The sequence below is a fragment of the Caulobacter sp. GW821-FHT12D05 genome (assembly GCF_058807295.1).
The window spans coordinates 536,174-556,036 of record NZ_JBXAQO010000004.1 but is presented as its reverse complement, the minus strand read 5'-3'; the positions used below and the strand labels follow the sequence as shown (position 1 = coordinate 556,036).

Genomic DNA, 19,863 nt, shown 5'->3' with positions numbered 1-19,863 from the left:
CTTACGCCTCCACGCTCTTGGGCAACAACGAGGCCACGCGCGCCTTGTAGCGCTCAGCCTCGGCCTTCAGGGCCGCGTCGTCTTTTACCGAAGCGCCGTGAACCACGAACGGCGTCTCCCATTCCATGCCGCACAGGTGCGCGGTCTGCTCCAGCGGCCGCAGGAACTCGTCCATCGAGAACCGGTTGTAGCCGTGCATATGGTAGGCCTTGGCGCTGGCGCCCGTGGTGCAGGCCACGAACAGGCGCTTGCCCTTCAGAGCCTCGCCGTCCTCGCCATAGGCGAAGCCGTGCAGCCAGACGAGATCCAGCCACTCCTTCATCAGGGCCGGGGTCGAGTACCAGTACAGCGGAAACTGCAAGGCGATGACGTCGTGCTTCACCAAGGCGGCCTGCTCGGTTTCGATGTCGACCACGAAGTCCGGATAGGTCTCGTACAGGTCCTTGAAGGTGACGCCGGAAAGGCCCTTGGCCGCCTTGGCCAGGGCGCGATTGGCGCGCGAGCGTTCAAGGGCCGGGTGAGCCAGCACAAGAAGCACCCCGGGGGTGGAAGGCGTCACGGAGCCGGTGCTAGCGTTGGTCATCAAGCGACCCTTCCGGAAATAATTTCATCAAGGGTTGAATTTCTGCGCGGCTCGGGCGACACGGTTCGCCAACACGACCTAGCAAAGTCGGACAAGGGAGACACCATGGTCGACAAGGTGAAGACAGACGCCGTCGAGGCCCTGGCCGGGCTGTTGTTCGACGGCATGACCATCATGGCCGGCGGGTTTGGCCTGTGCGGCATTCCCGAGAACCTGATCGCGGCGATCCGCGAGGCGGGGACGAAGGACCTCACGGTCATCTCCAACAATTGCGGCGTCGACGGGTTCGGCCTGGGGATTCTCCTCGAAAACCGCCAGATCAAGAAGATGGTCTCGTCCTATGTGGGCGAGAACAAGCTGTTCGAACAGCTCTACCTCAGCGGCGAGCTGGAGCTCGAGTTCAATCCGCAAGGCACGCTGGCCGAACGCATTCGTGCGGGCGGGGCGGGCATCCCGGCCTTCTTCACGCGCACCGGCTACGGCACCCTGGTGGCCGAGGGTAAGGAAACCCGCGAGTTCGACGGCGAGATGTACGTGATGGAGCGCGGCCTGGTCGCCGACCTCGCGATCGTCAAGGCCTGGAAGGCCGACGCCGAGGGCAACCTGATCTACCGAAAGACCGCCCGGAACTTCAATCCGATGATGGCCACGGCCGGCAAGAAGACCGTGGTTGAGGTCGAGGAACTGGTCGCGATCGGCGACCTCGACAAGGACGCCATCCACACGCCCGGCATCTATGTCGACCATCTGGTCAAGGGCGCGAAGTTCGAGAAGCGCATCGAGCGCGTGACCACCCGTGCGAAGGAAACCGCGTAATGGCCTGGACCCGCGATGAGATGGCGGCCCGCGCCGCCAAGGAGCTGCAGGACGGCTTCTACGTGAACCTCGGCATCGGCATCCCGACCCTGGTGGCCAACTACATCCCCGAGGGCATGTCGGTGACGCTGCAGAGCGAGAACGGCATGCTGGGCATGGGCCCCTTCCCCTATGAGGGCGAAGAGGACGCCGACCTGATCAACGCCGGCAAGCAGACGATCACCGAGCTGGATTCGAGCTCTTACTTCTCGTCGGCCGACAGTTTCGCGATGATCCGTGGCGGCCACATCGCCCTGTCGATCCTGGGCGGCATGCAGGTGTCCGAGACCGGCGACCTGGCCAACTGGATGGTGCCCGGCAAGATGGTCAAGGGCATGGGCGGGGCCATGGACCTGGTGGCCGGCGTCAAGCGCGTGGTGGTGGTCATGGACCACTGCGAGAAGTCCGGTGCGCCGAAACTGCTGAAGCAATGCTCGCTGCCGCTGACCGGCGCCGGCGTCGTGGACCTGCTGATCACCGAGCTGGGCGTCTTCGAGATCAATCGCGGCAAGTCGCCGGTGAAGCTGATCGAACTGGCCCCGGGCGTGACCGTCGACGAGGTCAAGGCCAAGACCGAGGCGGCGTTCGAGACGTCGCTCTAGAGATCGGTGGTGCAGCAACCTCGTCCTTCGACAAGCTCAGGATGAGGTTGCTGGTTGTCGCCGAGCTTGAACTAGGACCTCACCCTGAGCTTGTCGAAGGGCGAGGTCCGCCGCACGGTCATTTGGCCAGCCAATACGGATGCTCCAGCGTCAGCGCGACGTAGCGGGCGGTTGGCTTCCCGTAAGCGCCGGCGATCTCCTCCAAGACTGAAGCCGGATCCCCCGCCTTCGCCTCCACCGTCCGCGAGGCACGCGGAAGCTTCACCGGCGCGATCACCGTCAGTCCGTGTCGCGACACCGCGCTCTGGCTCGGAAAGGCCTCCGAGCGGTTGGTCCGTGACCAGGCGTCCAGCGCCGTCGCGAAGGCCAGGTCGTCGAAGCCGTCGCTGATCCGCACCGCGATCTTCTCGCTCCGCCAGGCGTTGGCCCAGCCCGATAGGCCGGTCATCGCCGCGTCCGTCCCGACCCGGAACGCCGCGCCGTCGTGGGCCTGGACGGGCAGGGGGACGTTCAGCCGCGCGGCGGTCTCCCGCATCACCGCCTCGCCGGCCAGGTCGCGCAGCAAGGCCAGGCTGGCCGGGATCGAGGCCGTCACCCCGGCGGTGGTGGTGACGCCGCCATCGACGATCCAGCGCCGGTCGCGCCGCCAGCGGACGTTCGGATAGGCCTTGGCCAGGCGCTTGAGCTCATACCAGTGGGTGGTGGCCTCGCGGCCGTCCAGCAGCCCGGCGCGGGCCAGGGTCTCGGCCCCGGCGCAGATCGAGACGATCCGGGTCCCGCGTTTGGCTCGCTCGCGCAGCCAGGCGTCGCGGGCCGGGTCATAGGCCGGCATCATGAACGGCACGATGACGACGTCCGGCTCGCGCTTGAGGGCGCCATAGGTCGTCTGCGGACGGATCCAGGCCTGGCCGGGCATCAGCCGCGCCGGGGCGAGCGTGGGCGAGATGATCGTCACCTCGACCGCGCCCGACTCCGCCAGCACGGCATAGGGCGCGATCAGGTCGGTGGTCTCGGTTCCCCGAGGCTCGGCCAGGATCACGACCAGCGGCCTGGCGAGCGCCGGAGAGCCGACCAGGACCAGCAAGAACACAAGCAGACGCAGCATCGAGACCTCCCGTGAGACGCGGGAAGCATCGCCGTCGCAGGCCGTCTCGAAAGGACGGTTATCCCTCGAAAGCCGCCAGCCCTATTTCGGCGTGTGTTGCGGCTGCGGCGGCAGGCCGGTGATCGGATCGCGGGGCAGGGGCGCGAAACCCTCGGCGATGAACAGGTCGACCCGGCGCGAGCGTTTTTTGTCCAGGCGCACGCGGGCGATCTGCAGGCCCGAGTGAGCCTTGAAGTCCTGCTCGATCTCGGGGCGATAGCCGCCCTCCAGGCTGACGATCAGGGCGCGGCGGCCATAGTGGGCGTCCAGCGGCGTCTCGGCTTCGGCCTGGTTCTGGGCGTAGGCCTCGTGCACCCACATCCGCAGCGGCGGCGCGCCCGGCTGGCCAAAATAGTCGCGGCCGTAATAGGCGGCGGCATTGTAGACGAAGCGATCGTCCATCGCGACGGCGCTCAGGGGGGCGCGCAGAGCCTGCTCTTCCTTTGAGCGCTCGATGATCGCCTGGACGGTCTGGTCCCAGCCGCGCACGCGCTTGAAGCCGTTCGACAGGCCGGTGGCGTCGACCACCTTGGGGCTGATCATGCAGGCGATGAAGAAGGCCGCGAACACAGCCTGGACGGCGAGGCCGCCGATCATCCAGCGGCGAGCGTTCCAGCGCAGCAGCCAGCCGGCCGTCAGCACCGAGCCCGCGACGAAGGCCGCGCCGGCCCAGTTGGCGTTGGCGCGCGAGACGAAGGCCTCGCCGGCCACGATGATCAGCGGCGGGGCCGAGAAGCACAGCAGCAAGAGATCCGGCGAGGTCAGGCGCTTCTTGACGCCCAGCCAGATCGCCCCACCCAGCAGCACCGCGAACGGCAGCGGGCCGAAGACCCCGAATTGCGAGCCGACGAATTCGATCAGCTCCCGGAAATTGAACAGGCTGTGCGACCCCCAATTGGCGTTCGCCGCCGTGTGCTTGACCGTCGAGAAGTGGTGGCTGGCGTTCCAGGCGAAGTTCGGGGCCAGGGTCAGGACGAAGGCCGTGACGAACAGCACGGCGGCCGCCGGGCACCAGCGCTTGCGGGCCTCCTTGGAGATGGCGAAGTGGATGACGATGCTGCCCAGCACGTAGATCGCCGCGTATTTCGATAGGAAGGCGCAGCCCAGGGCCGCGCCCATGCCGGCGGCGATGAAGTAGCGACGCGGCGCGGTTTCCACCGCCAGGGCGACATAGGCCCAGATCGTCAGGGCCAGGAAAAACAGCAGCGGCGCGTCGGTGGCGATCAGGCCCGAGGACAACACCACGCCCGGCATCAGGCTGTAGATCGCCGCCGCGAGCAGGCCGCTCCAGCCGCCATAGAGGTTCTTGGCGATGCGGTGGATGACCAGCGCCGTGGCCCCGTGCAGCAGTGCGGCGGACAGTCGCACCCAGGGCTCGGCGTCGCCGCCGATATGGGTGGTCAGCCAGATCAGCCAGGCGATCATCGGCGGCTTGGAGAAGTAGCCGAACGCCAGCTCGCGCGACCACAGCCAGTACTGCGCCTCGTCGGGGTAGAGCTCGAGCGGCGTTGTGAACAAGGCGATCAGACGCAGAACCGTCAGCCCACAGACCATCATCAGGGTCAGCCGCCAGGCGCGCGATTCTACGCCGGGCGCGGGGGAAATCTCGGAGGTTGGGGTCGCTGAGCGCATGACACCTAATTAGCCAAGTAAGAAAAATTTGACCAATTGTTCCGCGTTGTCCGCCATTTATGACAGTTTGGGGGCAGACGTGGCCTTTCCGTCACCAAACCTTTGAATAAGCCGGGTAAAGAGCGGCCAGGTTGCGTCACGTCGCTACGGCGTGGCGTACGGAAATAATGAGGGGATTAAGATGACTTCGATCCAGCGGCTCGCCAGTGGCGCGGCGTTGGGCGTACTTGCGCTCGCTGCGGCCAGCGCCGTCTACGCTCAAGAAACCACTTCGGCCGTCCGCGGCGCCGTCACGGCTGACGGTGCGCCGGTGGCTGGGGCCACCGTGACGATCCTTCACACGCCGTCGGGCACGCGCTCGACCACCGTGACGGACGTCAACGGTTCGTACGACGCCCGCGGCCTGCGCGTCGGCGGCCCGTATGAAATCACCGTCTCGGCGGCCAACTATGACGCCAAGAAGGTCACTGACGCCTACCTGACCCTCGCCGACACGGCGCGCATCGACGTCGACCTGAGCGCGGCTCAAGTCGACGCGGTCGTGATCACGGCCTCGTCGGGCAACGACGGTGAAACCGGTCCGAAGACGGTCCTGAACCGCGACGCCATCGAAGGCGTCGTCTCGGTCGCCCGCGACGTGCGCGACCTGGCCCGCCGCGACCTGCTGGTCTCGCAAAACATCCGTAACGACGGCGGCATCTCGATCGCCGGCTCGAACCCCCGGATGAACCGCATCACGATCGACGGCGTCTCGGCCCAGGACCCCTACGGCCTGGAAACCGGCGGCCTGCCGACGGCGCGCGGTCCGATCTCGCTGGACGCCATCGAGCAGTTCAGCGTCGCCGCGGTTCCGACCGACGTCGAGAACGGCTCGTTCACGGGCGGCGCCCTGAACATCGTCCTGCGTTCGGGCGGCAACAAGTTCCACGGTTCGGCCTTCTACAACTACCTGAACGAAGGTCTGGTCGGTAAGTACATTGGCACCAGCCGCGTTCAGCAGCAGATCAGCCAGAAGAACTTCGGTGGCTTCCTGTCGGGTCCGATCTGGCGCGACAAGCTGTTCTTCGCCGTCTCGTACGAAAAGTACCAGACCGCGGACACGACCAACACGGGTCCGGCCGGCGCCGGCTTCGCCAACAGCTTCTCCAACGGCCTGACGCAAGCCACGATCGACCAGATCGTCGGCATCTATAACAACAACTACGCCAGCGATTACGCGGCCGGCGGCATCACCCGCACCACGCCGGTGACCGACAAGAAGTACTCGGCCAAGATCGACTGGAACATCAACGACAACCACCGCGCCAGCCTGACCTATCGTCGCGCCGACTCGGTGTTCACCTCGCGCACCGACCTGGGTACGACGACGGCGGCTCTGGACTCGCACTGGTACGACGCCAGCTATCGCGACGAAGGCACCACGCTGGAAATCAACTCGGATTGGACCAAGCGTCTGTCGACGACCCTGCGCGCGACCTATCGCGACTGGGTGAAGGGTCAGAACCCGAAGAGCGGCCAGAACTTCTCGGACATCACGATCTGCGCGGCTCCGAACGCTGACACCGGCGCGACGAACTCGTCGATCCAGACCTGCGCCACCGGCTTCTCGAGCGTCCGTTTTGGTCCTGACCTGAACCGTCACGCCAACCGCCTGGACATCCAGGAAGCGGTGTTCCAGGGCACGGCGACCTACTCGCTGAACGACCACGTCTTCAAGCTCGGCTATCAGGGCTCGAAGAAGGAAGTGTTCAACGTGTTCGTGCCGAACTCGCGCGGCACCTACTACTTCGACTCGATCGCCGACTTCGCCGCCGGCCGCGCCAGCTCGCTGGTCTACAGCAACTCGGTCACCGGCAACGCCGACGACGCCGCCGCCAACTTCAAGTACTGGCAGCACTCGATCTACGCTCAGGACGCGATCGACGTCACCGACGACATCAAGGTCACGGCGGGCTTCCGCTTCGACTGGATCAAGATGGACGACGTTCCGGGCACCAACCCGAACTTCGTCGCCCGCACCGGCTTCACCAACGCCAAGACCCTCGATGGTCTGAGCGTCCTGCAGCCGCGCGTCTCGGCCAACTGGCGCGTCAGCGACCGCATCAAGGTGAGCGCGGGCTTCGGTCTGTTCTCGGGCGGTCAGCCGGAAGTGCTGTTCGCCACGCCGTTCTACAACAACGGCTACCAGATCGCGGGCACCACGATCCGTCGCTGCGTGGCCACGGCCGCGAACTGCACCAGCGCCACGGGCTACCTGGAAGCGTCGACCTCGTCGGGTGTCACCCCTGGCTTCACCACCGCGGTGGGCTCCGCCGCCCTGGACAACCTGAACACCTTCGCGAAGTTCGGTTATGAGATCCCGGACATCGTGCGTCAGTTCCAGCAAGGCACCCTGGCTGGCACCCCGGGCATCAACCCGACCAACGAAACCATCGCTCTGTCGCCGGCCTTCCGCCTGCCGTCCGAGTGGAAGCTGTACTTCAACGGTTCGTGGGACATCTGGGCTGGCTGGCGTCTGGACGCGCAATACGTCGCGACCCAGGCTCAGAACGCCATCACCTTCGTCGACGTCCGCGCTCAGCCGCTGATGGTCAACGGCCAGCGCGCCGTGACCCCGGACGGTCGTCCGCGTTATGACGGTCTGACCCTGACGGCCGCCCAGCGCGCCGCTCAAGGCGTGACCTCGACCAACCCGGGCGACAACCGCGACCTGATCGCGACGAACATCGACAAGGGCGAGGCCTTCACGGCCGCCGTCGGCCTGTCGAAGTCGTTCGACTTCGGCGTCGACTTCGCCGTCGGCTACGCCCGTCAGAACATCGACGAGTCGAACGCCGGTCTGCGCTTCGGTACGACTGCCGGCTCGCTGTACAACAGCGTTCCGGCCGGCCTCGACCCGGCTCGCGACGCCTACGGCACGGGCCTGGAAGAGATCCAGAACCGCTACAAGCTGGAACTGGGCTATCGTAAGAAGTTCTTCGGCGACAACGAGACCCGCATCAGCCTGTTCGGCGAGCGCACCTCGGGTCGTCCGTACGGCTTCACGATGCAGGACGCCGCTTCGGGCCGTAGCCCGGTGTTCGGTGTGAACCGCGCCGCTCAGCTGCTGTACGTGCCGGACATGGCGACCGCCTCCAGCACCAACCCGCTGCAGTACGGCAACGTGTTCTTCAGCGACGCGGCCAACCGCGACCGCTTCCTGGCCTACGTGAACCAGTTCAACCTGAAGCCGGGCATCCTCGAGAAGTACTCGAACCGGAACAAGGACCTGAGCCGCCTCGACCTGCAGCTGAGCCAGGAACTGCCGACCCTGATCGACGGCCACAAGCTGAAGGTCCAGGTCGACATCCGTAACCTGCTGAACCTGATCGATCGCGACTGGGGCAAGGTCGAAGAATACTTCGACGGCAACACCCTGGCCCGCGTCTCGTGCGTCACCTCGACGGGCGCGGCTCTGGCTGCCGGCACCAACGGCGCCAGCTGCCCGGCCTACCAGTACTCGAACGTTCCGACCTCGGTCACCAAGAGCCGGAACATTGCTCAGTCGCTCTGGTACGCCCAGATCTCGCTGCGCTACGAGTTCTAAGAACTCGATCATGACTAGGGAGAAGGGCGGTCCTCCGGGGCCGCCCTTTTTCTTTGTCATCTGCGTTTGCTACTTAGGGGTCTTGACCCCGCCAGCCGTAGGGGCCATCTGCGCCCCCTTTCGCGTTTCACCCCTTCAATGGGCTTTTTCGAATGACCGTCACCGTCCCCGCCGAATGGGCTCCGCACCGCGCCATGTGGGTGGGTTTCCCCAGCCACGCCGAGCTGTGGCAGGAAGACCTGGAACAGGCCCAGCAGGAGGTCGCCGACCTAGCCCGCGCCCTGGCCGGTCCGGGCGGCGAGCGCGTGCGCCTGATGGTCGTCGGCGATGAGGCCGAAGCCGCCGCCCGCGCGCTGCTTTCCGACACTTCGGTCGAGATCGTTCGCGGCCAGTTCGGCGACATCTGGCTGCGCGACACCGGCCCGATCTTCTTCGACCGCGCCGGCGCGGCGGTCGCGGCCGGCTTCCAGTTCAACGGCTGGGGCGGCAAGTACGAGATGGAGGGCGACGACACCGTCGCCGAGCAGATCGCCGCCGCCTCGGGCGCGCCGCTGGCCCGCAACGGCTTCATCCTCGAGGGCGGTTCGCTGGACCATGACGGCCTGGGCACCATCCTGACCACCCGCCAGTGCCTGCTGAACGAAAACCGCAACACCGGTTGGGACGAGGCCGCGGCCACGTCGGCGCTCGCTGACGCCCTGGGCGCCAAGAAGATCCTGTGGCTGGGCGATGGTTTGCTGAACGACCACACCGACGGTCACGTCGACAACCTGGCCCGCTTCGTCGCGCCGGGCGTGGTGGCCTGTCCGATGGCTTTCGGTACGGATGATCCGAACGCGGACATGTACGCCGAGACCGCCCGCCTGCTGGCCGGCATGACCGACAGCCGCGGCTCGCCTATCCAGGTCGCCCGCATCCCCTCGCCGGGCCGGATCCTGGACGAGGACGGCGAGCCGATCCCGGCCTCGCACATGAACTTCCTGATCGCCAACGAGGCGGTCATCGTGCCGATCTACGCCGAGGAGTCGGGCGCCTTCGCCGTCGAGGTGATCAAGGGCCTGTTCCCCGAGCGCCAGGTCATCGGTCTGCCGTCCACCGCCATCCTGACCGGCGGCGGGTCGTTCCACTGCATCAGCCAGCAAGAGCCGGAGACCGTCTGATGGCCCGTACGCTCAACGTCGCCGCGATCCAGACCTCGTACGGCATGGATCTGCAGGCCAACATCAAGAAGACCGAAGCCTTCATCCGTGAAGCGGCCGCCAAGGGCGCGCAGGTCATCCTGCCGTCGGAGCTGTTCCAGGGTCCGTACTTCTGCGTCACCCAGGAAGAGCGCTGGTTCGCCGAGGCCCATCCGTGGCGCGAGCATCCGGTGGTCAAGGCCATCGCGCCGCTGGCCGGCGAGCTGGGCGTGGTGATCCCGATCTCGATCTTCGAGCGCGAGGGCCCGCACTACTTCAACAGCCTGGTCATGGCCGACGCCGACGGCGCGATGCTGGGCCTCTATCGCAAGAGCCACATCCCTGACGGCCCGGGCTATCAGGAGAAGTATTATTTCCGGCCCGGCGACACCGGCTTCAAGGTCTGGGACACGCGTTTCGGCCGCATCGGCGTCGGCATCTGCTGGGACCAGTGGTACCCGGAAGCCGCCCGCGCCATGGCCCTGATGGGCGCCGAGGCCCTGTTCTATCCGACCGCGATCGGCACCGAGCCGCACGACCCGACCCTGAACACGACCCTGCCCTGGCAGCGGGCGATGCAGGGCCACGCGGTCAGCAACGTGATCCCGGTGATCGGCGCCAACCGCATCGGCTTCGAGCCGTGGGATGGCTATCCGAACGGCGGCCAGACCTTCTACGGCTCCAGCTTCGTCGCCGACCATCGCGGCGACCTGATCAGCGAGCTGGGTCACACGGACGAGGGCCTGGTCAGCGGGACCTTTGATCTCGACTTCCTGCGCACGCACCGCGCCGCCTGGGGCTTCTTCCGCGATCGCCGGCCGGAACTCTACACGGCCCTGGCCACCGGCCGCCCTGCATGATCACGACCGACCGCCTGGTATTGCGCCCGGCGGTCGACGCCGACCGGGACGCCATCGCCGCCATGAACGGCGACTCGCGGGTCGGCGCCTGGCTGGGCGGCGTGCGTGATCGCGTCGCCAGCGACGCGTTCGTCGATCAGGTCCAGGCTCACCAGTTCGAGCATGGATTCAGCTTCTGGGTCGTCGAGCGCCGGGCCGACGCGCGGATGGTCGGCATGACCGGAGTCTGGTGGGTTCCGCCGGAGGTAGGGCTTGGCCGGGTGGTCGAGATCGGTTGGCGCTTCCATCCCGACGCCTGGGGCCAAGGCTACGCCACCGAGGCGGCTCGGGCGGCGCTGGACTACGGCCTGAACCAGCTGGGGCAGCCCGAGATCATCGCCTTCACGGCGCGCACGAACCTGGCCTCGCAGAGCGTCATGCGTCGGATCGGGATGATCCACGACCCGGCGCGGGACTTCGACCATCCCTGGCTGGCGGAGGACCATCCGCTCCGCGCGCACGTGATGTTCGTGGCGCGGGCTTAGGCCCCGCACCCCTCCGGCGCGCCCTTGGCCTTCGAGGCCTTCACCTCTTCGCGCGCCTTGGCCAGGTCGGCCATGAAGCCCGGATCGTCATGCAGCCGCGTGACCATCGCCGAGCCCAGATAGCGGCCGGCCTCGACATCGCTCTGGAAGTGGACGCCGCAGATGATCCGGCTGTCGCCGAACGCCTTGCCGCGCGCCAGGATGGGAGAAGCCTTGTCCGGAACCAGTTCGGCGATCACCGAAGCCCAGGCCCAGCCGATCAGGCCGTGGCCGGACGGATACGAGCCGTCGGTGTTGATCCAGTCCTCGCGCGGCACGCAGATCGGCGCGGTGTTGCCGACAGGCGGGCGCGGGCGCTGGAAGACCGCCTTGGCCGGCTGGTAGATCTTGGCCGCGTCGTCGGTGAGGCGCAGCAGCAGGTTGGCCAGGGTCGGGGTCGCCTCGGCGCTGAGCGTGACGCCCGCGGCGCACGAGAAGGCCTTCATGCCGTTCTTGCCCGACAGGTCGGCGTCGGCGATGGCGCGGCTCCAGGTCTCGGTGTTGACCAGCTTGCGGGTCTCTTCGAACTGGACACGCTCGGCCTTGCCGCGCGGGCTGTCGGGCTCGGGCGGCGGGCCGATGATGGTCGCCGCGTCGATGGCGCCGGCGGGCAGGTAGCCGGGTGGCGGCTTCACCCAGCCGGCCGAGGGCGCGGTCATGGCGGCGGCGGCCGGCTTGGCGGCGTGAGTCTTGAAAGGATTGGGCAGGCCGTCGCTCGAACAGCCGGCCAGCGCCAGGCCGCTCAACGCGGCGGCGATCAGCACAAAACGGGTCATGGAGTGCGTCCCTGAGGTCATGCGCCCACAGAGCGGCGCGAAATTCTCGCGTCAAGCGAAAGCGGATTGACGTGCGCGTATGTTATTTCATAACACTCTTCTCGACCGCTCCCCCGGTCAAGTTTTCAGTCGCCCAGAGACCCCTCATGCTTCGTCGCGTCGCCTTCTCAGCCGCGAGCCTCATCGCGCTCGCCGCCGCCGTTTCCGCCCATGCCGAGGACGCCCCCGAGACGCCCGACAATGCCGTCGACAAGGTGGTCATCACCGCCGCGCCATACGCCGTGTCGCTGGACACCGTGACCAGCAGCGTCAACGTCATCACCCGCGACAAGCTGGATGTCCTGCCGCCCGCCGGCCTGGGCGACACCCTGAACGGCCAGCCGGGCCTGCGCTCGACCTTCTACGGCCCCGGCGCCAGCCGCCCGGTCATCCGCGGCCTGTCGGGTCCGCGCGTCATGGTGCTGGAGAACGGCGTCGGCCAGGTCGACGCCTCGTCGCTGTCGCCCGACCACGCCGTGGCGTCCGATCCGGGCGAGGCCTCGCGCATCGAGGTGCTGCGTGGCCCCTCGACCCTGGCCTATGGCGGCTCGGGCATCGGCGGGGTGGTCAACATCATCGACGAGCGCGTCCCGTCCAGCCCGGCCGAGAACGGCTTCGAGGGCCGCATCGCCGGCTCGGCCTCGTCGGTCGACGACGGCAAGTCGATCAACGGCTCGGCCAAGTTCGGCAAGGGCCCGCTGGTCTTCGCCGTCGACGCCGATCACCGCGTGAGCAGCGACTACGACGTCCCGACCGCTCCGGTCTCGTCGCGCCTGGCCCGCCGGGACGGCTTGACCCCGGACCCGGACAAGACCGTCAAGAACACCGACGTCGAGGTCGACGCCTATGGCGCGGGCGTCTCTTACGTGCACGACAGCGGTTTCCTGGGCGTGGCCATCAAGAAGACCGACACGACCTACGGCGTGCCGTACCTGCAGGTGCTGGCCCCGATCGATCCGGACGCGGAAGGCCCCGTCTCGATCCACCTGCAGCAGACCCGCTATGACCTGCGCGGCGAACAGAACGTCGACCTGGGTCTCTTCGACAAGGTCCGCCTGTCGGTCGGCCACGCCAAGTACGAGCACGCCGAGGTCTCGGTCGACAGCGGCGAGGTCGGCACCCGCTTCCTGTCGGATGGCACCGAGGGCCGCCTGGAACTGGTCCAGAAGGAGCGTGACGGCTGGCAGGGCGCGGTGGGCTTCCAGGCCCTGGAGCGCCACTTCTCGGCCATCGGCGACGAGGCCTTCGTGCCCTCGACCGACATCAAGGAATACGGCGTCTTCACCCTGCAACGCCTGGATCGCGGTGTCTGGGGCGTCGATGCGGGCCTGCGCTTCGACAGTCGTGAACTGAAGACCGACTTCACCAGCAAGACGTTCGACAACGTCTCGGCCTCGCTGGGCGTGTTCTACAAGCCGGCCGACAAGCAGTTCGTCGCCCTGGCCCTGTCGCGCAACGGCCGCGCCCCGACCGAGTTCGAGCTGTTCGCCGACGGCCCGCACCCGGGCACCGGCGGCTATGAAGTCGGCGACGCCGACCTGAAGTCCGAGAAGGTGACCTCGCTGGAGGCGACCTATCGCTACACCGGCGACCGCCTGCGCCTGGAAGGCCACCTGTGGGGCGCCTGGTACGACGGCTTCATCGAGGAAGCCCCGACCGGCGCGGTCCAGGATGACCTGCCGGTGTTCCAGTACTTCCAGACCAAGGCCAACTTCCATGGCGCCGAGGCCGAGGCTTCTTACGTCGCGTGGCGCGGCGGCGAGCAGTCGCTGAAGCTGGAAGGCGTCTATGACTGGGTGCGCGGTTCGACCGACTTCGGCGCGCCGGCCCGCGTGCCGCCGTGGGCCGTGACCGGCCGGGTGGTGTGGAGCGCCCCGCGCCTGGACGTCCAGGCCGAGGTCCGCCGCGTGGCCAGCCAGAACCGGACGGCGACCTTCGAGCTGCCGACCGACGGCTACACCCAGGTCAACGCCATGGTCACCTTCAAGCCGATCGCCGACTCGGGCCTTCGCCTGTTCGTCGACGGTCGCAACCTGACCGACGAGACGATCCGCGAGCACGCCTCGTTCCTGAAGGACTTCGCGCCGTCGCCGGGTCGCTCGGTCCGCGCGGGCTTCGCCTGGCGGTTCTGATCATGAACACGCGATCCCCGGCAGCCCCTGGGGATCGCGTCGGTCCGGGGCTTGGGCCATCCTCCCCCTTGTCCAGGCCCCGGACTTCTTCGCCTGGAGCGGCGGATATCAAGCTTAACGGCTCGCGCCAGGGATGAATTCCAGGTGCAGGGTCCGGCTATGACAGCAGCCCAGATTGCCGGGCTCGTCGGGATCGGCTAGAACGCCGAGCCTTTGCGGGCGTCTTGAAGCGTTCGAGCGTCCGTTTTCTAATTCTGTCGTAGAGCTCTTCATGACCACGTCCCAGTCCGCCGGTGAGATCTCCGGCAACGTCCTGTTCTACAACTCGCCGGAACCGCTGAACCGCGAGCAGCACGCCAAGCTGGCCCTGGTCCACAAGGACAAGCCGTATGGCTTCGCCGCCGCTGGCACCGCCGTGCCGCTGACGGTCTCGGAATTCGCGCCGGCCGCCCTGACCTTCCCGGTGATCTTCGCCGGCGACGACAAGGTGCCGCTGGCCGTGATGGGCCTGAACCAGGCCGAGAACCTGTTCATCACCGCCGATGGCGCTGTTGAAGCCAACGTCTACATCCCGGCCTATATCCGCCGTTATCCGTTCGTCCTGGCCAATGACGACACGCAAGACCGCCTGATCGTCTGCATCGACGTCGGTTCGGACCTGCTGTCGACCAAGGGCGACACCCCGCTGTTCGACGCCAAGGGCGAGCCGACCGAGTACACCCAGAACTGCATCAAGTTCTGCGACGACTTCGAAGTCGAGCGCCGCCGCACGGACTCGTTCGTCCAGATCCTGAAGGACAACGACCTGTTCGAGCTGAAGAAGGCGATCTTCCAGCCGCAGGACGAAACCGGCGCCGCGGCTGGCGAGCCGGTCACCGTCGCCGAATATTTCGGCGTCTCGGAAGAGAAGCTGAACGGTCTGTCGGCCGAGAAGCTGAAGGAACTGCAGGAAAACGGCGCCCTGGCCCAGATCTACGCGCACCTGGTGTCGCTGCTGGGTTGGGATCGCCTGATCAACAAGACTATGCTGCTGCAAGCGCAGACCGGCGCCGCGAACTAAGGTTCGGCGTCAGCTGAGAATGAGAGGGCGGCGGGGCTTCTGGCTCCGCCGCCTTTTTCTTTAGCGCGCGAAGATGCTGCGGGTCAGGCACGAGAAGACCAGGCGGCCGGCCTCGTCGAGCAGGTCGTGCTGGGCGATGACGATGCCCTTGCCTTCGCCGACCGGGTCCTTGCCCATCACGGTCATGCGGCCGCGCAGCAGTTCGCCGACGGGCGGGTTGCGCATCCAGCGCAGGGCGTCCACGCCCAGGCGCTTGGTCTGCGGCCAGGCGGCGCTGGCCTCGCCGTCCAGGCGGGTCCAGATGGCGAAGACCATGCCGTCCGGCGCGCCGTTCTCGACCGGCCAGCCGGGGGTGAAGGCGGCGATGAAGGCGTCCAGCGCCTTGGCGTCCACGGCCCGCGAGCCCAGGTTGACGACCTGACCGATCTCGATGTCGTCAAAGGCGGCGGGCATGGGCAGCTCCGTTTGATTCCACCAGAGAATGGCGGGCGCCATTCTCTGCAATAAAGGACGAGCCTGTCCGTTTCGGGTGAATCACCCGAAACGGACAGGCTCTTCGACTGTCTGTTGCGTCTTCACCATTGTCGAGCCGGCGTTAGCGGGCCATGTGTTCGTCCGCAGTCGTTTTCCTCCCCCGGACCCGCTCATGTTCCTCAAGAGAGCCGTTCTCGCCCTGCAAGCCTTGCTGGCGGCGACCCTGCTGGCCGGAGCGGCCGTGGCGGGACCCGTGGTCAACTCCGGGCACATCGAGTCTGAGCTGGTCGCCCAGGAGAGCGGCATCGCGCCGGGCGGCACGATCTATGTGGCCCTGCGCCAGAAGATCATTCCCGGCTGGCACACCTATTGGCGCAATCCGGGCGACGCTGGCGAGCCGACCAAGATCACCTGGACCCTGCCGCAGGGCTGGAGCGCCGGCGACATGGTCTGGCCGACGCCGCAGAAGGCCAAGCTGGGTCCGCTGCTCGACTACGCCTATGAGGGCGAGGTCTTCATCCCGGTCCCGATCAGCGCGCCGGCCGACGCCCAGGTGGGCGCGACGATCAGCCTGAGCGCCGCCGTCCAATACCTGGTCTGCGAGCAGGTCTGCGTGCCCGAGGACGCCAAGCTGACCCTGCTGCTGCCGGTCGTGGCCGGCGCGGCGGGCGCCGATCCCAAGTGGGGTCCGGTGATCACCGACGTCCTTGCCAAGGCGCCCAAGCCCACCGGCCTGAAGGCGGTGTTCAAGCTGGACGGCGCGAGCCTGAAACTAGCTGTCACCGGCGGCCCGCTGAAGGGCGCCGACATGGCCGGCGCCTATTTCTTCCCCTATTCGCCCAAGGTCATCGAGCACGCCGCCGAGCAGGTCGTCGATCGAGGGCCCGAAGGCCTGACCCTGACCCTGAAGCCGGGCTATGATTTCGTCGGCGGCGGCACGCCCCCGGCCGAGCTGCAGGGCGTGATCGCCACCAAGGCCGGGGCCTGGGAGGTCACCGCCACGGCGGGGGATCCGCCCGCGACCGCCGCCGGCCTGGGCGCGCCGCCGGCCGAGACCGCGCCGGCGTCGACGTCCGGCGGTCTGCTCGGCGCGCTGGCTTTCGCCTTCCTGGGCGGGCTGATCCTGAACCTGATGCCGTGCGTCTTCCCGGTGCTGTCGATGAAGGCCGCCAGCCTGGCCGGTCACGCTCACGACGCCGGCAAGACCCGCCTGCAGGGCCTGGTGTTTCTGCTGGGCGTCGTCGCCACCTTCCTGGCCCTGGCCGGCCTGCTGCTGGCTGTGCGGGCCGGCGGCGCGGCGGTGGGCTGGGGCTTCCAGCTGCAGTCGCCGCTGGTCATCGCGGGCCTGGCCTTGCTGATGCTGCTGGTCGCCCTGAACATGTCGGGCGTCTTCGAGATCGGGACCTCGGTGCAGAACGTCGGCTCGGGCGCCTCGGCCCAGGGCGGCGCGACCGGCGCCTTCTTCACCGGCGCCCTGGCCGTGGTCGTGGCCGCCCCGTGCACCGCGCCGTTCATGGCCGGCGCCCTGGGCTACGCCCTGACCCAGCCGGCGGTCATTTCGCTGGCGGTGTTCCTGGCCCTGGCCCTGGGCTTCGCCGCCCCGTTCGTGGCCGTGGCCTTCATCCCGGGCCTGCTGAAGCTGCTGCCGCGTCCCGGCGCCTGGATGGACGTGCTGAAGAAGGGTCTGGCTTTCCCGATGTATGGTGCGGCCCTGTGGCTGGTCTGGGTGTTCGCTCAGCAGTCGGGCCCGCTGTCGCTGGCGCACCTGCTGGCGGCTGGGGTCCTGGCCGCCTTCGGGGCCTGGCTCTACGGCCTGGGCCAAGACCGCCGCGCCGCGGGCAAGCCGGCGCTGGTGTCGATCCTGGTCGCCCTGGTGTCGCTGGGTCTGGCCTTCACGATCGCGACCTTCGGCGCCCTGCACGCCGCGCCGCCGACCGCCGCTTCGGCCGAGGCGCCTTCGGGTCCCGGCCTGGCCGCCGAGGTCTGGTCGCCCGAGAAGGTCGCCGAGCTGCAAGCCGCCGGCCGTCCGGTGCTGGTCGACTTCACCGCCGCCTGGTGCGTGACCTGCCAGGTCAACGAGAAGGTGGCGCTGTCGGGCTCCAAGGTCGCCGACGCCTTCAAGGCCCAGAACGCCGTCTATCTGAAGGCCGACTGGACCAATCGTGATCCGCTCATCGCCAAGGCCCTGGCCGACTTCAACCGCGTCGGCGTGCCGCTGTATGTGGTCTATCCCAAGAACGGCGGCGCGCCGGTCATTCTGCCCCAGCTGCTGACCGAGGGCCTGGTGATCGAGGCGATTGAGAAGGCGGGGGCTTAAAGCCCTATTTCTTCTTCTCGCCGCCGAACGGCAGCTTGTCCTTGACCTTGTCCAGCGGGGTCTTGGTCACGACGAGCGGCGGCGGGATCACCGGGGTCTCGACCTTGATCGGATAGGCGCGCCAGCCGGTCTGGATCAGGGCGTTGAAGCCCTGGCACTTGGGCAGGTAGCGGACCATGCCGGTGCGCGGTTTGGCGAACGGCGCGAACTGCATGAGGTTCTGGCGCTTGGGATCGACGAACCGCCAGTCGGTCGGCAGGCCATAGCCCTTCTCGCCGCCCAGCCGCACGGCCTGATAGGCCAGGTTGGCCTGGAACGGTGTCACGCCGTAGCGGATCATCGCCCGCAGGAAGATGGCGTCGGCCTCTTCGCGCTTGCCCGGCTCGCCGATGGTGTAGAGCCAGTCGTGGACGATGGCGGCGCGGGCGGTCGGGCCCTGCGGGTCGACGAAGCCTTGGCCGTACCAGGGCACGCTGGCGAAGTCGGTGACGTACCAGCGCGGCACCACGATCACCTTGCCCGTCTCGACGTCGCAATAGGGGAACTCGGCGTCCAGGGTGAACAGCTTGCGGCCGTCCTTGGTCTGGTTGAACAGCATGATCGGCTGCGGCGTCAGCGAGCTGGGCGGCACGGGCGTGACGACCGGCACATAGACGGTGGTGTTCGTCTCGGTGGCGCAGGCCGCCAGGAGCAGGCCGGAGCCGATGACGGCGGCGAGGGTCTTGGTGCGGGACATCGATCGAGGAGAGCAGGGGAGGAGGATGCAGACGTTCTGGGCGTCGGGCTCCCTTGGATCAAGCAAGAATGGCGAAGTTTCGACGCATACGCGTATTGTCCTGCGACCGTTTCGCAAACCATCGATCCGTGAGATGGTGCCGGCGGGGGAACCCTCGAAGCTGGAGAACCGACATGTCGATCACTCGCCGCCTCGTCGCCGCTGGTCTGCCTTTGGCCGCGCTTGTTCCGACTCTGGCGCACGCCAAGCCCGCGCCTGACTTCACCGCCGTCGACGCCGACGGCAAGAGCCGCTCGCTGTCGGAGTTTCGCGGCAAGACCGTGGTGCTGGAGTGGGTCAACGAAGGCTGCCCCTATGTGAAGAAGCACTATTCGGGGAACATGCAGGGCCTGCAGCAGGCCGCCCGCGCCGACGGCGTGGTGTGGCTGACCATCGCCTCTTCGGCCCCCGGCAAGCAGGGCTATTTCGACGCCCCCGCCGCCAAGATCTGGATGGAGGCCAAGGGCGCCAAGCCGACGGCCCTGTTGCTGGACGGCGACAACAAGGTGGCCACGCTCTACAAGGCCAAGACCACGCCGCACATGTTCGTCATCGATAAGACCGGCGCGGTCGTCTACGAGGGCGCGATCGACAATATCCCGACCAGCAAGGTCGAGGACTTGCCCAAGGCCAAGAACCTGGTCGCCGCCGCGTTGGCCGACGTGAAGGCCGGCCGCAAGGTCGCGACGCCGTTCGAGACGCCCTACGGCTGCTCGGTGAAGTACAAGGACGCTTAAGCGGCCGGCTGCGGCGGCGCGGTGATCACTTCGACATTGTCGTTCAGCAGATAGACCATGTCGCGCAGGGCCAGGTCCTGGGCCTTGATCGTCGTCGCCGCGCCGACGGCGGTCAGCTTCTCGGGCAGGTCCTGGCTGATGCCGCGCAGGATGCATTTGAGGTCGTCGACCGCGCCGCGCTCCTTCAGCGTCACGTGGCCCTTCATGTCGAGGGCCGACAGCTCGCCGATCTTGGCCGAGAAACCGTCGAAGCCCTTCAGTGGCTTGGCGGCGGCGGTGGGATCCGCGCCGGCCAGGACCTTGCGATAAGCCTCGGTCTGGGCTTTCAGCTGGTTGGCGCGCTTGACGATGTCCTGGAACAACGGCTCGCCGGCCACCGATTGCGGGACGGCGGGCTGTTGCAGCACCGCCGGCGCGGGGCCTGCCGCTTGCCCTGGATTGAACGAAGCCATCCAGAGCATGGCGGAAAAGGCGACGGCGTCACAGGACATGGGGGACTCCCGCAAAAAACGTCATTGGTCTGCCATGACGTGGCGGCAGGCGTTTGATA

Annotated in this window: 18 protein-coding genes; 10 read left to right on the top strand and 8 right to left on the bottom strand. The window is 67.4% G+C overall.

What is annotated here, in order from left to right; genetic code table 11:
- Position 1 precedes the first annotated feature (1 nt).
- Positions 2–583, bottom strand: a complete 582-nt coding sequence (gene kefF / locus AC1RRR_RS20765; protein ID WP_492815769.1) for a glutathione-regulated potassium-efflux system oxidoreductase KefF — start codon at positions 581–583, stop codon at positions 2–4.
- Positions 583–786, bottom strand: a complete 204-nt coding sequence (locus tag AC1RRR_RS20760; protein ID WP_492815768.1) for a hypothetical protein — start codon at positions 784–786, stop codon at positions 583–585. Before AC1RRR_RS20760 ends, kefF begins: the two co-directional genes overlap by 1 nt.
- On the opposite strand from AC1RRR_RS20760, the gene AC1RRR_RS20755 reads away from it, so the two are divergent.
- Both AC1RRR_RS20755 and AC1RRR_RS20750 read left to right on the top strand, forming a co-directional pair.
- Positions 689–1,399 (top strand): CoA transferase subunit A, encoded by a 711-nt coding sequence (locus AC1RRR_RS20755; RefSeq protein WP_492815767.1) that lies wholly within the window; start codon positions 689–691, stop codon positions 1,397–1,399. The two genes, AC1RRR_RS20760 and AC1RRR_RS20755, sit on opposite strands and share 98 nt — an antisense overlap.
- Positions 1,399–2,040 (top strand): 3-oxoacid CoA-transferase subunit B, encoded by a 642-nt coding sequence (locus tag AC1RRR_RS20750; RefSeq protein ID WP_492815766.1) that lies wholly within the window; start codon positions 1,399–1,401, stop codon positions 2,038–2,040. The genes AC1RRR_RS20755 and AC1RRR_RS20750 overlap by 1 nt, the downstream gene beginning before the upstream one ends.
- 118 nt (positions 2,041–2,158) lie before the next feature.
- Here AC1RRR_RS20750 and AC1RRR_RS20745 read toward each other — a convergent pair whose 3' ends face one another.
- Complete coding sequence (locus AC1RRR_RS20745; RefSeq protein WP_492815765.1) at positions 2,159–3,145, bottom strand: DJ-1/PfpI family protein; 987 nt, start codon at positions 3,143–3,145, stop codon at positions 2,159–2,161.
- 81 nt (positions 3,146–3,226) lie between these two features.
- On the bottom strand, positions 3,227–4,816 hold the full coding sequence (locus AC1RRR_RS20740) for an ArnT family glycosyltransferase (protein ID WP_492815764.1): 1,590 nt from the start codon (positions 4,814–4,816) through the stop codon (positions 3,227–3,229).
- Positions 4,817–4,997: 181 nt separating this feature from the next.
- Here AC1RRR_RS20740 and AC1RRR_RS20735 point away from each other — a divergent pair, with 181 nt between their 5' ends.
- The 4 genes from AC1RRR_RS20735 to AC1RRR_RS20720 all read left to right on the top strand — a co-directional run bounded on the left by AC1RRR_RS20735 (position 4,998) and on the right by AC1RRR_RS20720 (position 10,964).
- Complete coding sequence (locus AC1RRR_RS20735; protein WP_492815763.1) at positions 4,998–8,402, top strand: TonB-dependent receptor; 3,405 nt, start codon at positions 4,998–5,000, stop codon at positions 8,400–8,402.
- Between the two features lie 152 nt (positions 8,403–8,554).
- Entirely contained in the window at positions 8,555–9,562 is a 1,008-nt protein-coding gene (locus AC1RRR_RS20730) for an agmatine deiminase family protein (protein WP_492815762.1), read from the top strand.
- A complete protein-coding gene (gene aguB / locus AC1RRR_RS20725; RefSeq protein WP_492815761.1) occupies positions 9,562–10,440 on the top strand; it encodes an N-carbamoylputrescine amidase in 879 nt (292 codons plus the stop codon). Before AC1RRR_RS20730 ends, aguB begins: the two co-directional genes overlap by 1 nt.
- Positions 10,437–10,964, top strand: a complete 528-nt coding sequence (locus tag AC1RRR_RS20720) for a GNAT family N-acetyltransferase (RefSeq protein ID WP_492815760.1) — start codon at positions 10,437–10,439, stop codon at positions 10,962–10,964. Before aguB ends, AC1RRR_RS20720 begins: the two co-directional genes overlap by 4 nt.
- Here AC1RRR_RS20720 and AC1RRR_RS20715 read toward each other — a convergent pair.
- Positions 10,961–11,779 (bottom strand): acid phosphatase, encoded by an 819-nt coding sequence (locus AC1RRR_RS20715; RefSeq protein ID WP_492815759.1) that lies wholly within the window; start codon positions 11,777–11,779, stop codon positions 10,961–10,963. The genes AC1RRR_RS20720 and AC1RRR_RS20715 overlap by 4 nt on opposite strands.
- 146 nt (positions 11,780–11,925) lie before the next feature.
- Here AC1RRR_RS20715 and AC1RRR_RS20710 point away from each other — a divergent pair, with 146 nt between their 5' ends.
- Together AC1RRR_RS20710 and AC1RRR_RS20705 are read left to right on the top strand one after the other, a co-directional pair.
- Positions 11,926–13,950 carry a TonB-dependent receptor gene (locus AC1RRR_RS20710; RefSeq protein ID WP_492815758.1) on the top strand — a complete coding sequence of 675 codons (2,025 nt, stop codon included), beginning with the start codon at positions 11,926–11,928 and terminating at the stop codon, positions 13,948–13,950.
- A 271-nt stretch (positions 13,951–14,221) separates the two neighbouring features.
- Positions 14,222–15,010, top strand: coding sequence for a SapC family protein (locus tag AC1RRR_RS20705; protein WP_492815757.1), 789 nt, complete (start codon positions 14,222–14,224; stop codon positions 15,008–15,010).
- A 60-nt stretch (positions 15,011–15,070) separates the two neighbouring features.
- Here the strand turns inward: AC1RRR_RS20705 and AC1RRR_RS20700 are convergent, their stop codons facing one another.
- Positions 15,071–15,463 (bottom strand): hotdog family protein, encoded by a 393-nt coding sequence (locus AC1RRR_RS20700; RefSeq protein WP_492815756.1) that lies wholly within the window; start codon positions 15,461–15,463, stop codon positions 15,071–15,073.
- A gap of 193 nt (positions 15,464–15,656) precedes the next feature.
- Between AC1RRR_RS20700 and AC1RRR_RS20695 the strand changes: the two genes are divergently transcribed.
- Positions 15,657–17,801, top strand: a complete 2,145-nt coding sequence (locus AC1RRR_RS20695; RefSeq protein ID WP_492815755.1) for a protein-disulfide reductase DsbD family protein — start codon at positions 15,657–15,659, stop codon at positions 17,799–17,801.
- Between the two features lie 4 nt (positions 17,802–17,805).
- Here the strand turns inward: AC1RRR_RS20695 and AC1RRR_RS20690 are convergent, their stop codons facing one another.
- A complete protein-coding gene (locus tag AC1RRR_RS20690; protein ID WP_492815754.1) occupies positions 17,806–18,537 on the bottom strand; it encodes a DUF1353 domain-containing protein in 732 nt (243 codons plus the stop codon).
- 173 nt (positions 18,538–18,710) lie between these two features.
- On the opposite strand from AC1RRR_RS20690, the gene AC1RRR_RS20685 reads away from it, so the two are divergent.
- The gene (locus AC1RRR_RS20685) at positions 18,711–19,313 is read left to right on the top strand and encodes a thioredoxin family protein (protein ID WP_492815753.1); all 603 of its coding nucleotides are present in this window, start codon (positions 18,711–18,713) and stop codon (positions 19,311–19,313) included.
- Here the strand turns inward: AC1RRR_RS20685 and AC1RRR_RS20680 are convergent.
- Positions 19,310–19,804 carry a hypothetical protein gene (locus AC1RRR_RS20680; protein ID WP_492815752.1) on the bottom strand — a complete coding sequence of 165 codons (495 nt, stop codon included), beginning with the start codon at positions 19,802–19,804 and terminating at the stop codon, positions 19,310–19,312. The two genes, AC1RRR_RS20685 and AC1RRR_RS20680, sit on opposite strands and share 4 nt — an antisense overlap.
- Positions 19,805–19,863 lie beyond the last annotated feature (59 nt).